Source organism: Sphingomonas endophytica, assembly GCF_014199415.1.
GTDB classification, from domain to species: domain Bacteria; phylum Pseudomonadota; class Alphaproteobacteria; order Sphingomonadales; family Sphingomonadaceae; genus Sphingomonas; species Sphingomonas endophytica.
In genome coordinates, this window is sequence record NZ_JACIJN010000003.1 from 251,045 (window position 1) to 263,597 (window position 12,553).

General features: G+C 69.1%; 15 protein-coding genes. 7 read left to right on the plus strand and 8 right to left on the minus strand.

Going from position 1 to position 12,553, the window contains the following annotated elements:
- Positions 1-38 precede the first annotated feature (38 nt).
- Positions 39-920, plus strand: coding sequence for a diacylglycerol/lipid kinase family protein (locus FHS97_RS06410; protein ID WP_184034776.1), 882 nt, complete (start codon positions 39-41; stop codon positions 918-920).
- Between the two features lie 190 nt (positions 921-1,110).
- On the opposite strand, the gene FHS97_RS06415 is transcribed toward FHS97_RS06410, so the two are convergent.
- Genes FHS97_RS06415 through xseA form a run of 3 tightly spaced genes read right to left on the minus strand, consistent with a single transcriptional unit; the run spans position 1,111 to position 3,555 of the window.
- Positions 1,111-1,938, minus strand: coding sequence for a M23 family metallopeptidase (locus FHS97_RS06415; RefSeq protein WP_184034778.1), 828 nt, complete (start codon positions 1,936-1,938; stop codon positions 1,111-1,113).
- Positions 1,938-2,138, minus strand: coding sequence for a DUF2093 domain-containing protein (locus FHS97_RS06420; RefSeq protein ID WP_184034780.1), 201 nt, complete (start codon positions 2,136-2,138; stop codon positions 1,938-1,940). Before FHS97_RS06420 ends, FHS97_RS06415 begins: the two co-directional genes overlap by 1 nt.
- A gap of 13 nt (positions 2,139-2,151) precedes the next feature.
- Complete coding sequence (gene xseA, locus FHS97_RS06425; RefSeq protein WP_184034782.1) at positions 2,152-3,555, minus strand: exodeoxyribonuclease VII large subunit; 1,404 nt, start codon at positions 3,553-3,555, stop codon at positions 2,152-2,154.
- Between xseA and purD the strand changes: the two genes are divergently transcribed.
- Genes purD through FHS97_RS06440 form a run of 3 tightly spaced genes read left to right on the plus strand, consistent with a single transcriptional unit; the run spans position 3,554 to position 5,986 of the window.
- Positions 3,554-4,813: a phosphoribosylamine--glycine ligase gene (gene purD, locus FHS97_RS06430; protein ID WP_184034785.1), complete on the plus strand. Its 1,260-nt coding sequence runs from the start codon at positions 3,554-3,556 to the stop codon at positions 4,811-4,813. The genes xseA and purD overlap by 2 nt on opposite strands.
- A gap of 31 nt (positions 4,814-4,844) precedes the next feature.
- Positions 4,845-5,525, plus strand: coding sequence for a hypothetical protein (locus FHS97_RS06435; protein ID WP_184034788.1), 681 nt, complete (start codon positions 4,845-4,847; stop codon positions 5,523-5,525).
- Positions 5,522-5,986: a GreA/GreB family elongation factor gene (locus FHS97_RS06440; protein WP_184034791.1), complete on the plus strand. Its 465-nt coding sequence runs from the start codon at positions 5,522-5,524 to the stop codon at positions 5,984-5,986. The genes FHS97_RS06435 and FHS97_RS06440 overlap by 4 nt, the downstream gene beginning before the upstream one ends.
- A gap of 455 nt (positions 5,987-6,441) precedes the next feature.
- Here FHS97_RS06440 and FHS97_RS06445 read toward each other — a convergent pair whose 3' ends face one another.
- Positions 6,442-7,737, minus strand: coding sequence for a hemolysin family protein (locus FHS97_RS06445; RefSeq protein WP_184034795.1), 1,296 nt, complete (start codon positions 7,735-7,737; stop codon positions 6,442-6,444).
- A 144-nt stretch (positions 7,738-7,881) separates the two neighbouring features.
- Between FHS97_RS06445 and FHS97_RS06450 the strand changes: the two genes are divergently transcribed.
- On the plus strand, positions 7,882-8,565 hold the full coding sequence (locus tag FHS97_RS06450) for a YiaD family glycine zipper/OmpA-like lipoprotein (RefSeq protein WP_028966564.1): 684 nt from the start codon (positions 7,882-7,884) through the stop codon (positions 8,563-8,565).
- 8 nt (positions 8,566-8,573) lie between these two features.
- Here FHS97_RS06450 and FHS97_RS06455 read toward each other — a convergent pair whose 3' ends face one another.
- Together FHS97_RS06455 and FHS97_RS06460 are read right to left on the minus strand one after the other, a co-directional pair.
- A complete protein-coding gene (locus tag FHS97_RS06455) occupies positions 8,574-9,002 on the minus strand; it encodes a nucleoside deaminase (RefSeq protein WP_184035060.1) in 429 nt (142 codons plus the stop codon).
- 159 nt (positions 9,003-9,161) lie between these two features.
- Positions 9,162-9,389, minus strand: coding sequence for a hypothetical protein (locus FHS97_RS06460; RefSeq protein ID WP_184034799.1), 228 nt, complete (start codon positions 9,387-9,389; stop codon positions 9,162-9,164).
- Between the two features lie 142 nt (positions 9,390-9,531).
- On the opposite strand from FHS97_RS06460, the gene rpmB reads away from it, so the two are divergent.
- Positions 9,532-9,828, plus strand: a complete 297-nt coding sequence (rpmB, locus tag FHS97_RS06465) for a 50S ribosomal protein L28 (RefSeq protein WP_184034802.1) — start codon at positions 9,532-9,534, stop codon at positions 9,826-9,828.
- 71 nt (positions 9,829-9,899) lie between these two features.
- Here rpmB and FHS97_RS06470 read toward each other — a convergent pair whose 3' ends face one another.
- Complete coding sequence (locus tag FHS97_RS06470) at positions 9,900-10,862, minus strand: esterase-like activity of phytase family protein (RefSeq protein ID WP_184034805.1); 963 nt, start codon at positions 10,860-10,862, stop codon at positions 9,900-9,902.
- 147 nt (positions 10,863-11,009) lie between these two features.
- On the opposite strand from FHS97_RS06470, the gene FHS97_RS06475 reads away from it, so the two are divergent.
- Positions 11,010-11,378 carry a glycine zipper 2TM domain-containing protein gene (locus FHS97_RS06475; protein ID WP_184034808.1) on the plus strand — a complete coding sequence of 123 codons (369 nt, stop codon included), beginning with the start codon at positions 11,010-11,012 and terminating at the stop codon, positions 11,376-11,378.
- A gap of 426 nt (positions 11,379-11,804) precedes the next feature.
- Here the strand turns inward: FHS97_RS06475 and phbB are convergent, their stop codons facing one another.
- Positions 11,805-12,527: an acetoacetyl-CoA reductase gene (phbB, locus tag FHS97_RS06480; protein WP_184034811.1), complete on the minus strand. Its 723-nt coding sequence runs from the start codon at positions 12,525-12,527 to the stop codon at positions 11,805-11,807.
- Positions 12,528-12,553 lie beyond the last annotated feature (26 nt).

The window sequence follows — 12,553 nt, forward strand, 5'->3', positions numbered from 1 at the left end:
TACGGAAGCGAAACGCGCGGTGGTGCGTTCATCGCTTCATGAGACAGATCCGCTCCGCCGCTCTGATCGTCAACGCCAAGTCGCGTCGTGGCCGCAAGCTGTTCAAGCGCGCCTGCCGGCGGCTGCGCGACCTGCCGTTCGGGGTGACGCCCTATGCGGTCAAGGACCCCAAGCACCTCGACCGTACGGTGCGCAAGGCGCTGGAGAAGAAGCCCGATCTGGTAATCCTCGGCGGTGGCGACGGCACGATCAGCGGGCTGGTCGACCTGCTGGTCGGGCATGACGTGATCCTCGGCGTGCTGCCGCTCGGCACCGCGAACAGCTTCGCGCGCTCGCTGGGGTTGCCGCTCGATATCGACGGCGCGATCGATGTGCTGCGCGACGGGGTGGCGAAACGGATCGATCTTGGCATGATCGACGACGATTATTTCGCCAATTGCGCGGCGATGGGGCTGAGCCCGCAGATCGCCGAGACGGTGCCGCACAATCTGAAGAAGGTGGCAGGGCGAATCGGCTATCTCGGCTGGGCGGGGTATCAGCTGACGCGGTTCAAGCCATTCACGCTCTATGTCGACGACGGATCGGGCGAGAAGAAGCTGCGCGTGGTCGAGGTGCGGATCTCGAACGGACCCTATCATGGCGGTACGTGGCTAGTCGACGAGGCCGGGATCGCTTCGGGCGAGATCGTCGTGCAGGCGGTGAAGGGGCATTACAAGCGCCGGCTGGTGCGCAACTGGGCATACAGCTTCCTCGGGCGCAGCGAGCGGCATCATGATACGGTCAGCTTCTCGGGCAAATCGATCAAGGTGCGCACCGATCCACCGCTGCCGATCTCGATCGACGGCGAGGTGCTGGCGCATACGCCCGTCACCGCGCATGTCGCGGCCGGGGTGATCGAGGTGATGGTGCCGAAGTCGTAATCCGTCATTCCCGCGCGGGCGGGAATCCAGACGCGCAGGTCTTTGCAAGAGTTGCCACGTCAGAGGTTCTGGATGCCCGCCTGCGCGGGAATGACGAAGGTTGTTCCGATCGTCGTCATGGCGAGCGCAGCAAGCAATCCAGGGCCGGATCAGGACGCCCTGCATTGCTTCGCTGCGCTCGCAATGACGATCAGGGCATCGGCCCTGCGACCAGCAGCGGGTCGATCCGCGCGCCGTTCCACGTCATCGCCCAGTGCAAATGCGGGCCGGTGGCGCGGCCGGTGCGGCCGACCAGCCCGAGCTTCTGCCCCTGCCGCACGCGCTCGCCGACGCGCACGTCGATGCGCGACAGGTGGAGGAACGCGCTGGTCACGCCATGCCCGTGGTCGAGGATCAGCAGCCGGCCCTCGAGCGTGAACGGCGGGTCGGCGGCGAGCGTCACCACGCCGGCGGCGGGCGCCACCACCTCTGCACCCTCGGGCTTCGCGACATCGACGCCGCCGTGGTAGCTGCCCGGCTCGCCGGCATAGATGCGCTGCGCGCCGAACAGCCCGGAGATACGCCCCTGCGCCGGCCAGATGAAGCGCTCCCGCCAGCCTTCGGAATCGCTGCCGGTCGCGCGCGCGGCGACGATCTGCGCCAGCTCGCCGGCGCGTTTGGCGGCGAACTCCACGCTCGGCACCGGGATTTTGCGCAAGGTCGGCAAGCGCTCGATCCGCCAGTCGCCGGGCGCGATCGCGAGCGTCGCGGTCTGCGTCGTGCCATCTGAGAGCGTCGCGGCGAGCAGCGCCTGCGGCTTGGCATCGCGGTCGAAGGCGATCACGAAGCGGCCGTCCGGGGCGACCGCCACCGGCGCGCCGTCGAGCGTCAGGCGGGTCGTGCCGGCGGGCGCGGTCCCGAGCACCAGCGCGCCCTGCCGCAGTCCGTCGCTCAGGCCGAAGCGCGCGGGCGGGATCGTCTGGGGCGGTGCAGCGGCAGCAATGGCGAGCAGCGGCACCAGATACGCGGTCCGGCGCATCACCGCGGCACCAGCTCCTCCATCGCGATCGCGCCGCTGGCGAACGGCCGCTGCGTCGCCACGTCCCAATAGCGCAGGTCCTCGAGCGCGATCCGCGCGCCGCTGACCGCGCACACTACGTGATCGCCCGGCGACAGGATGCGGAAGCCATTGGCCATATAGTGCAATTTGGCGGCGCGGTCGGTGTGGGACATCAGCATCGGTAGCGGGCTCTCAGATCAGGCGGGGCTGCTCGGGTTTGTCAGGATAGGCGCGGCGGGCTGCGCGCTCAACCTTTGCCTCGGGTCTGGCGCTCCCGTCGACCTGCACCGCCACCGCCCCGTCGCGGAAGCGCAGGGCGAGCGCACCCGCCGCGCGCGCCGCCTCGGCGGTGGTGACGGTGCCGCCCTCTGCCGCCTCGACGCGCGCATAGCCGCGTTCGAGGATGCGGTCGGGGTTGAGGCTGTCGACCAGCCGCCCGACATCGGCGAGCCGCCGCCGCGCCGCCTCCAGCCGCCGCTCCAGCGTCGCGGGACGGATCGCGCCCGCGGCATGGGTCAGTTCGCCGCGTGCGCGCGCGACGCGGCGTTCCAGCGCGCGGTCGCCGCGCATCCCGAGATCGTCGAGCCGCTGCCGCTGCGGCCCGAGCAGCCGGTCGCGGGTCGGCATCACCCGCACCAGCGCCGCCAGCTGCTCGCGCCCGCGCTCGACATAGCGGCGCGCGCAGCGCTGCGTGCGGTTCGCCATCGCGTCGAGCGACAGCCGCAGCTCGGCAAGCACCGGCACCGCGATCTCCGCCGCCGCGGTCGGCGTCGGGGCGCGCAGGTCGGCGGCATGGTCGCACAGCGTCGTGTCGGTCTCATGCCCAACCGCGGAGATGATCGGGATCGAGCAACCCGCGACCGCGCGCACCACCGGTTCCTCGTTGAAGGACCATAGATCCTCGATCGAGCCGCCGCCGCGCGCGACGATCACCAGATCGGGGCGCGGGATCGGGCCGCCCTCGGGCAGCGCGTCGAACCCGCGCACCGCCGCTGCGACCTCCTCGGCCGCACCGGCGCCCTGCACCTTGACCGGCCAGACGATCACATGCGTCGGGCAGCGGTCCTCCAGACGGTGGAGAATGTCGCGGATCACCGCGCCGGTCGGCGAGGTCACCACCCCGATCACGCGCGGCATGAACGGCAGCGGCTTCTTCCGATCGGCGTCGAACAGCCCCTCGCCCGCCAATTTGGCCTTGAGCTTTTCGAGCAACGCCATCAGCGCGCCCGCCCCGGCCAGTTCCATCCGCTCGATGATGATCTGATATTTGGAGCGACCGGGATAGGTGGTCAGCCGCCCGGTGGCGATCACCTCCACGCCGTCCTCGGGGCGGAACGCCAGCCCGCCCGCGCTGCCCTTCCACATCACGCCGTCGATGACCGCGCTCTCGTCCTTGAGGCAGAGATACAGATGCCCGGAAGTCGCGCGCTTGTAGCCGGAAATCTCGCCGCGCAGCCGGACATGGCCGAACTCGCCCTCGACCATCCGCTTCAATCGCCCCGACAGTTCGCCGACGCTGAGCGCCATCGCATTGTCGCCGGGCGTCGGCTCGGCTACCAGCCGCCCCGCCTGAGTATCGTAAAGGGGGTCGGCCATGAACATCCTGCTGGTGGGTTCGGGGGGACGCGAACATGCGCTCGCCTGGAAACTGGCGCAGTCTCCGACGCTGGATACGCTCTTCGCCGCGCCGGGCAACCCTGGCATCGCCGAACATGCGACGATCGCCGAGCTGGACGTGACGGATCACCGCGCGGTGGTGGATTTCGTGCGGCGTCATCGGGTTGGGCTGGTCGTGATCGGGCCGGAGGCACCGCTGGTCGACGGCCTCGCCGACAATATCCGCTCGATCGGCGTGCCGGTGTTCGGCCCCGGGCGCGAGGCGGCGAAGCTGGAGGGGTCGAAGGGCTTCACCAAGGATCTGTGCGCGCGGATGGGCATTCCGACCGCGCGCTATTTCCGCGTCACCTCGAAGGACGGCGCGCTCGCCTGTCTCGACGATTTCGGCGAGGCTTGCGTCATCAAGGCCGACGGGCTGGCGGCGGGCAAGGGGGTGGTGGTCGCCACCACGCGCGCCGAGGCCGAGGCGGCGATCGCCGATCTCTACGCGCACGGCCCGGTCGAGGCGGTGATCGAGGAGATGCTCGAAGGTCCGGAGGCGAGCCTGTTCGTGCTGTCGGACGGCACCACCACCGCCGCGTTCGGCTCGGCGCAGGATCACAAGCGCGTCGGCGACGGCGACACCGGTCCCAACACCGGCGGGATGGGCGCGTACAGCCCGGCGGCGGTGCTGACCCCGGAGCTGGAGGAGCGCGCGCTCGGCGAGATCGTCCGCCCGACGATCGATTGCCTCGCCGCATCGGGCACGCCCTATGTCGGGGTGCTCTATGCCGGGCTGATGCTGACCGCCGACGGCCCCAAGCTGATCGAATATAACGTCCGCTTCGGCGATCCCGAATGTCAGGTGCTGATGATGCGCTACACCGGCGATCTCGCCGCGCTGTTGCTCGCTGTCTCAGAAGGACGACTGGCGGACGTGCCCGCGCCGGAATTTTCCGACGATGTTGCGCTGACCGTCGTGATGGCGGCGGAGAATTATCCCGGCACGCCGCGCACCGGCGGCACGATCGCCGGGATCGACGCCGCGCAGGCGGAGGGCGCGGTGGTGTTTCAGGCGGGTACCGCCTTGAAGGACGGGCAGTTGGTGTCGGCGGGCGGGCGCGTGCTCGCCGTGACCGCCACCGGCACCGATGTGCCCGCCGCGCAGCGGGCCGCCTATGCCGCGGTCGAGAAAGTCGACTTCCCGACTGGCTTCTTCCGTCGCGACATCGGAGCCAAGGCGGTGATCGACGGTTGAGCGGGCAGCACTTTCGGCGCAGGACCGGCTCATGAACTCAGGCAGCTTCGATCTCGATCCCATTTCCCAGAACGGCGTGCTCGTCACGATCGCGCTCGCGCTGGTCGCGGTGCTCGCCGTGCTCACGATCATCGCGATGGTGTGGGGCGCGCGGCTTAAACGCCAGCGCCGCGCCGCCGAGGAGGAAGAGCAGCGCCGGATCGAGGAGCTGAAGGCGGACGGCGTCGAGGCGACGAACACCGCCGAGGGTGGGTCGCCGGTCGTCACCGCGGCGGCTCCTGCGCCGACGGCACCGCCGCCCCCGGCTCCGATCGCTCCCGCGCCAGCGCCTATACCGGTCGCCCCGACCCCGGTCGCGCGCGTCGCGGAGGATCATCAGGCGACGCTCCACGACGAGCCGATCGCCGCGGCGGCACCGCTCGACGCGACGCCGGCCAGCGTCGCCGCGGATGCGCCGGTCGAGGAAGGCGGCGCACAGTCGATCACGATCCTCAAAGGGCTCGGTCCGAAGATCGCGACGCGGCTGTCGGAACTGGGGATCACGCGGCTCGATCAGCTCGCATGGCTCGACGATGCCGAGGCCGAACAGCTCGACGCGCAGCTTGGCGTGTTTCAGGGCCGCATGGAGCGCGACCGCTGGCGCGAACAGGCGCGGCTGCTCGCGCAGGGCGATCGCGCTGGGTATGAAGCGCAGTTCGGCAAGCTGGGATGAGCGTCGCCTTCCGTCGCGAAAGCGATGACGAACATCTCGAACCGAAGTTCGAGCTGCCGATCCCGCCCGGCCCCAATCTGGTCACGCCGCGCGGGCGCGCGCTGATCGAGGCACGCGTGGTCGAGCTGGAGGCGGCGCTGACGGCGGCTTCCGATGCCGAGGCGGCCAAGCCGATCGCGCGCGACCTGCGCTACTGGAAGACGCGACGCGCGACCGCGATCGACACCGCGCCGCGCGGCGATGGCGTGGTCGGGTTCGGGAGCCGGGTGCGGTTCGCGCTGGCGGGCAAGGAGCGCGCGGTGACGCTGGTCGGGGACGACGAGGCGGACCCGCCGGCGGGGTTGCTGTCGTTCTCCGCACCGCTGGCGCGCGCGCTGATGGGCGCGGAGGCGGGCGAACTGGTTGCCTTCAACGGGCGCGAGGATGCGATCGAGGTGCTGGAGGTCGGGGCGGCGGGGTAGCGACGGCTATTTCGTTGCTCGTCACCGCAAGCCTCCTCTCTGTCACTCCGGCATAGGCCGGGGTCCAGCTAAGTGACCTTCGTGACGACGGGCATCGCTCCTTTACGATGGTGCTTCCAACTGGCCCCGGCCTTCGCGGGGTGACGGCTTTTGAAAGTGCGGCTCTCTCCTTCGATCGTCGCCCCGGATTTGATCCGAGGCCCCGCTCTTTCTGCGCACTCAGGGAAGAAGAAGAAGCGGGATCCCGGATCAAGTCCGGGATGACGGCTGGGCCGGAACGACCTCGGCTCCGACCCAGCGATCGTCATTGCGAGCGTAGCGAAGTAATCCAGCGCGGCCTGGTCCGGCTCTGGATTGCTTCGCCATGCTTGCAATGACGAACCGTGTGTTCGTCCTGCCGCGTCATGGTTAGGCGCCCAGTCCCCGATCAGGTCCGGGACGACGAGCGCGGCAGATCACGCCTCGCTGACGAGCAACTTGTCGATCCGGCGTCCGTCGAGATCGACCACCTCGAACCGCCAGCCCTGTTCCTCGAAGCTCTCGCCCTCCTCGGGCAGCTTGCGGAACGCCGCGAGCGCGAGACCGGCGACGGTGGCGTAATCGCGGTCTTCGGGCAAATCGATCCCCAGCCGCTCGGCCAGCGCATCGGCGGCCATCGTCCCCGCAACCAGCAACGAGCCATCGTCGCGGACCACTACGTTCGGGCTTTCCTCCGGGTCGATGTCCGACAGGAACTCGCCCGCGATCGCCGCGAGGAGGTTGGCCGGGGTCACGATCCCCTCGAAATGCCCGTATTCGTCGTGGATCAGCGCCATCGGCACCTCGGCGCGGCGCAGCGCGTCGAGCGCGTCCATCGCGTCGATCTGGTCGATCACCACCGGCGCCTTGCGGACCAGCTTCTCAAGATCGAGCGTCTCGTCGCGGAACAAAGCCGCGGCGACGTCGCGTGCCTGCACCACCCCGACCACCGCATCGATCGACCCGCGCGCCACCGGCAGACGGCTGTGCGGCGTCTCGCGGAGCTTGGCGCGGATCCCGGCGTCGTCGAGCGCAATGTCGAGCCAGTCGACCTCGGTGCGCGGGGTCATCACCTCGCGCACCGGACGATCCGCCAGCCGCACGACGCCCGAGATGATCGAGCGTTCATGCTCCTCGATCACGCCGGACTTGCTCGCCTCGGCGACGATCAGGTGCAGTTCCTCGGCGGTGACCTGCTCCTCGTTCTCGCGATTGAGCCCGAGGACGCGGAACATCAGCGCGCTGCTGGCATCCAGCACCCACACGACCGGCTTGGTGAATTTGGCAAGCCACCACATCGGCAACGCGACCAAGGACGCGACCGCCTCGGGCTTGCGCAGCGCGAATTGCTTGGGGACCAGCTCGCCCACGATCAGCGAGGCGTAGGTGGTGAGCGCGATCACCAGCGCGAAGCCCGAGGTGACCGCGGTCTCATGCGCCAGCCCGAGCGCTTCGAAGCGCGCCGCGACCGGCGTGCCGAGGCTCGCGCCCGAATAGGCGCCGGTGCCGATGCCGATCAGCGTGATGCCGATCTGGACGGTCGACAGGAACTTGCCGGGATCGGCCGCCAGCTCGATCGCGGTGGCGGCACCCTTGCGGCCGCTGCGCGCCATCGCCTCCAGCCGCGCCTTGCGCGCCGACACGATCGCCAGTTCGCTCATGGCGAACACGCCATTGAGCGCAACGAGCGCGAGGATGATGATGACGTCGACCCAGGGGAACGGCGGTAGCATGGTGTGCGTCCCTCTTGGCGGCAAAGCGCGCGCGCCACAATCGCCAATTTGTTGCTGGCGGGCTTCAGCGGCCATTCAGTACGCAGGCGGAACCATGGAGGCGGGCGTCGGGTTGATCGACGTCAGGTATCGAAAGGGAAGAAGATGAAGCTGTCGTCGAAGCTGGCTGCCGCGCTGGCATGCGTGTCGCTGGTGGCCGTATCGGCGTGCACGACGGACCCCGACACCGGCGAGCGCCGCATCTCCAAGACCGCGATCGGCGGGATCGGCGGCGCGCTGGGTGGCTATCTGCTCGGCGATCTGGTCGGCGGCCGGCGCGACCGGACCGAGAAGATCATCGGCGCGGGGCTCGGCGGCATCGCCGGCGCCGGGATCGGCGCGTACATGGACAAGCAGGAGCGCGAATTGCGCGAACGGACGCGCGGCACGGACGTGGAAGTGACGCGTCAGGGCGACGATCTGCTGCTCAACATCCCGTCGGGGATCAATTTCGCGTACAATTCGGCGAACGTGCAGCCGCAGTTCCGCGCGACGCTCGACAAGGTCGCCAGTGTGCTCGCCGACTACAAAGAGACCTATGTCGACGTGTACGGCCACACCGATTCGACCGGCAGCGATTCGTACAACCAGGACCTGTCGGAGCGGCGCGCGCGCTCGGTCGCGGATTATCTGTCGAGCCACGGCGTACAGGACGCGCGGATCGCGACGCGCGGGTTCGGCGAGACGCAGCCGATCGCCTCGAACGAGACCGAGGCCGGGCGCGCCGAGAACCGGCGGGTCGAGATCAAGATCGTTCCGATCTCGCAGAACGACCTGCCGCCGCGCTGATCGTTCGTTCAGCGCCGCGCGGCGAAGAAGTCGCGCAACAGCGCCGCCGCCTCCCCCGCCCCGATGCCGGCGAACAGCTCGGGGCGGTGATGGCAGGTCGGCTGGGTGAAGAAACGCGGTCCATGCTCGACCGCGCCGCCCTTGGCATCGTCGGCGGCATAATAGAGGCGGGCGATGCGGGCGTGCGCGATCGCGCCGGCGCACATCGCGCAGGGCTCCAGCGTCACCCACAGGTCGCAATCCTCCAGCCGGTCGCGGCCGAGTAGCTGCGCCGCGGCGCGGATCGCCAGCATTTCGGCGTGAGCGGTCGGGTCGCATAGCTGGCGGGGCGCGTTGGCGGCGACCGCCACGATTTCCCCGGAATGCACCACGACCGCGCCGACCGGCACCTCACCGGCCGCGGCCGCGTCGCGGGCCGCGTCGAGCGCAACGCGCATCGGATGGGGCAGCGGGAACATCGTCGCTGCCTACGCCGCGGCGGCGCAAGGGCAAAGGCCCCAGTATCCGCCACCCCGGACTCGATCCGGATCCCGCTTCCAGTTTCCGCGGTCAGGAAGAAGCGGGGCCTCGGCTCAAGGCCGGGGCGACGCCTGGCCTCAGCGCTGCTCGCCGGGCTTTTCAACCTCGACCTTCGGGACCTCGACAGTCTTGTTCTCGGTGCCGACGCGCACCTTGGCGACGTCGGCGTCGAACTTGGGCGCCTGCCCGCCCTCGAGTCGCGGCAGTTGCGCGGTCTGGGTCTGGTCGAACTTGACGAAGCCCAGCAGCAACGCCGCCAGAAAGACGAGTGCGACGATTCCGATCAGCACCAGCAGCCCACGCATCCTTTTTCTCCCGATCCATGTTGATTCGCTGCCGCAACAACGCTGCCGCGCGGGGCTGGTTGCAGCGCTGGCGACTTGACCGATCGCCGGGCCTGGGTTACTGGCGCGCACTTTCCGGGCAACCGAAATCAGGATTAGTCACATGTCGCGCATTTGCGAGCTGACCGGCAAGGGCCGGCAGGTGGGCAACAACGTTTCCCACGCCAATAACAAGACCAAGCGTACGTTCCTGCCGAACCTGCAGAACGTCACCCTGCTGTCCGATTCGCTGGAGCGGTCGATCCGCCTGCGCGTCTCCACCCACGGCCTGCGCTCGGTCGAGCACAACGGCGGGCTGGACAACTGGCTGGTGAAGACCTCCGACGAAAAGCTGTCGCTGAAGGCGCGTCGCCTGAAGCGCGACATCGTGAAGAAGCGTTCGGCCGCCGTCGCGGCCTGACGCTTACGGCTCTGCCCGCATCGCTGCGGCCCGCCTCCCTCGCGGACGGCGGGCCGCAGTGCGTTGTGGCGTCAGCCGCGCCAGCGGAACTTGGCGAGGATCGTCCGCCGCCAGAACGCGCCGTCATTGTCCGTCACGAGCCAGATCATCGTCTGGCCCCGCTCCTGCGACACCGCCAGCCCCTCGGCATTCTCGCGGCCGAGCGTATCGCCGAATCGCGCAACGACCTGACCACGGAGCAACGCCCCCGGCCTGATGCTGCGTGCGGGGATGCGCACCAGCGTCATCTCGAAGCGCATCGGCAGATGGACGCGGCGGTTGAGCACCAGAATGTCGCCATCGGGCAGCACCGCCGCGTCGCTCGGCGAATGATGCGGCGGCGGCAGGTAGCGGAGCGACGCATTGGGCGTGTCGTACAGCGCGGGATCGCCGTAGAAGAGCAAGGCGGCGCGCGCACCGTCCTGCCATAGCCCGCCCTCACGGAAGGCGAGGAAACGCCCGTCGTTCAGCCGCGCCAGCGACTCGATGCTGCTGTTCACCCCCCAGTCGCGCATCGCCGGCGGATAGCTGGCCGCATCGGCATGGTTGAGGTCGGCAGCATAGCGCCAGATCATGTTGATCCGCTCATAGCCGATCCACGCCCGCCCGGTGTGCGGGTCGACCACGAGCGATTCGGTATCGCGCGACGCCTTGCGCCAGCCGGTCTCCGGGCCATCGGTCAGTTCGGCGGTGCCGAGCGTCGATACCGTGCCGCCCGCGATCCGTAGCCGCACCGCCAACCCGCCGTCGCTGAGCAGGATCGCCTGTCCCCGGTGCAGCGCTAACGCCGAGAGGCCGCCGAACGCCCGCTGGTTGGCGGTGAGCGAGACGGCGCCGACCGGTTCGAGCGCGCCGATCCGTCGTGGCCAGCCGCCGCGGGGCACGAACCGCGTGGCGGTGACCCGCAGGCCCGGCGCGAACAGCGCGCGCCGGCCGTCACCGGTCCATGGCGGCACGAGCAGCAGCACCAACGCAAGGGTGATCGGCCATCGCACCGACTGCGCGTAACCTACCGATCGGTCACGGCAAAGGATGAACGCGCGATAACGGACGCATTCAGCCTCGGCTCAATGCGAATCGGGCAAAAGCTCTCTCATCGACGGGAAAGCCCGCCGACCGGAACAGCAAACGGGAGACTGCTCATGTTCAAGAATCTCGCCCTTGCCGGTGCCGCGCTCGCGATGGGCGCCGCCGCCATGGCCCCGACTGCCGCCGACGCCCAGCGATATTACGGCGACCGTTACAGCCGCTACGATGACAACCGCGGCTATTATGACCGTCGCGACTACGACCGCCGCGGCTATCGCGGCAACGACCGTCGTTACGGTTACAACCGCCGCTGCTCGAACGGCACGACCGGCACGGTGGTCGGTGCGATCGCCGGTGGTCTGCTGGGTCGTGTGATCGACTCGCGCGGTGACCGGACGCTCGGCACGGTGCTGGGCGGTGTCGGCGGCGCGGTCGCGGGCAATGCGGTCGAGAAGTCGAACAACCCGCGTTACTGCCGCTGACGCTGGCAGGTCGGGAGCCACGCTCCCGACCGGGGCGCTAGCGCCGCCAGCGGCACGGCCGGCGGGTCGGCCACGCCGACCCGGTCGACGACGGCTCTGCCGTCGTCCTACCCCTTCCCTCGCGTAGTGTATGAGGGCGCGAGCCCGGTGCCGGAAGGTGCCGGGCTCGTGTTATTTTTGGCGGGATTACATTGAGGCAAGCATTTTCGTCATTGCGGGCGTGGCGAAGCAATCCAGGCCGGATCAGGACGCCCTGGATTGCTTCGCTACGCTCGCAATGACGGACAAAGATTGCCGCGGGTGGTTGGCACCGCATCGCGGGCGAAGCCCGCGTCGTCGGTCGGGTCGGCGCAGCCGACCCGCCGGCCGTACCGGGCCGCGCTGCGGCGCCGTCCCCGGCGGCGCCGGGCGACGCGCCTCGGCGCGTCAGTACATATGCTGTCCGCCGTTGATGCTCAGCGTCGACCCGGTCACGAACCCGGCCTCCTCCGAACACAGGAACGCCACGCCGCGCGCGATCTCCTGCGCCTGGCCGAGCCGGCCGACCGGGATCTTGGCGACGATCTTCTCCAGCACGTCGGCGGGGACCGCCGCGACCATGTCGGTGTCGATGTAGCCCGGCGCGATCGCATTGACCGTCACGCCGGCGCGTGCGCCTTCCTGCGACAGCGCCTTGGTGAAGCCGTGGATGCCGCTCTTCGCCGCGGCGTAATTCACCTGACCATATTGCCCGGCCTGCCCGTTGATCGAGCCGATGTTGACGATCCGTCCCCATTTGCGTTCGCGCATCCCCGGGAACACCGCCTTGGCCATGTTGAAGCAACCGCCGAGGTTGGTGTCCATGACCTCCTTCCACATCTGATAGGTCATCTTCAGGATCGTGCCGTCGCGGGTGATGCCGGCATTGTTGACCAGCACATCGATCGGCCCGAGATCCGCGGCGACCTTCGCGCAGCCGTCGAGACACGCCTCGTGATCCGCGACGTCCCATTTGTACGCAGCGATCCCCGTCCGGTCGGTGAAGTCGCGTGCCCGCTCGTCATTGCCGGCATAGATGGCGGCGACGGTCATCCCGGCGTCCTTCAACGCCACGCTGATCGCCTCGCCGATGCCGCGCGTTCCGCCCGTGACGATCGCCACACGTGCCATAACATCCTCTCCCGTCGCCCGCCCGG

Coding starts and splice junctions, on each gene's coding strand:
- purD (WP_184034785.1), top strand. CDS start 3,554: ATGAACATCCTGCTGGTGGGTTCGGGGGGACGCGAACATGCGCTCGCC.
- FHS97_RS06435 (WP_184034788.1), top strand. CDS start 4,845: ATGAACTCAGGCAGCTTCGATCTCGATCCCATTTCCCAGAACGGCGTG.
- FHS97_RS06450 (WP_028966564.1), top strand. CDS start 7,882: ATGAAGCTGTCGTCGAAGCTGGCTGCCGCGCTGGCATGCGTGTCGCTG.
- FHS97_RS06420 (WP_184034780.1), bottom strand. CDS start 2,138: ATGCTGATGTCCCACACCGACCGCGCCGCCAAATTGCACTATATGGCC.
- FHS97_RS06445 (WP_184034795.1), bottom strand. CDS start 7,737: ATGCTACCGCCGTTCCCCTGGGTCGACGTCATCATCATCCTCGCGCTC.
- FHS97_RS06410 (WP_184034776.1), top strand. CDS start 39: ATGAGACAGATCCGCTCCGCCGCTCTGATCGTCAACGCCAAGTCGCGT.
- phbB (WP_184034811.1), bottom strand. CDS start 12,527: ATGGCACGTGTGGCGATCGTCACGGGCGGAACGCGCGGCATCGGCGAG.
- rpmB (WP_184034802.1), top strand. CDS start 9,532: ATGTCGCGCATTTGCGAGCTGACCGGCAAGGGCCGGCAGGTGGGCAAC.
- FHS97_RS06455 (WP_184035060.1), bottom strand. CDS start 9,002: ATGCGCGTTGCGCTCGACGCGGCCCGCGACGCGGCCGCGGCCGGTGAG.
- FHS97_RS06460 (WP_184034799.1), bottom strand. CDS start 9,389: ATGCGTGGGCTGCTGGTGCTGATCGGAATCGTCGCACTCGTCTTTCTG.
- xseA (WP_184034782.1), bottom strand. CDS start 3,555: ATGGCCGACCCCCTTTACGATACTCAGGCGGGGCGGCTGGTAGCCGAG.
- FHS97_RS06440 (WP_184034791.1), top strand. CDS start 5,522: ATGAGCGTCGCCTTCCGTCGCGAAAGCGATGACGAACATCTCGAACCG.
- FHS97_RS06475 (WP_184034808.1), top strand. CDS start 11,010: ATGTTCAAGAATCTCGCCCTTGCCGGTGCCGCGCTCGCGATGGGCGCC.
- FHS97_RS06415 (WP_184034778.1), bottom strand. CDS start 1,938: ATGCGCCGGACCGCGTATCTGGTGCCGCTGCTCGCCATTGCTGCCGCT.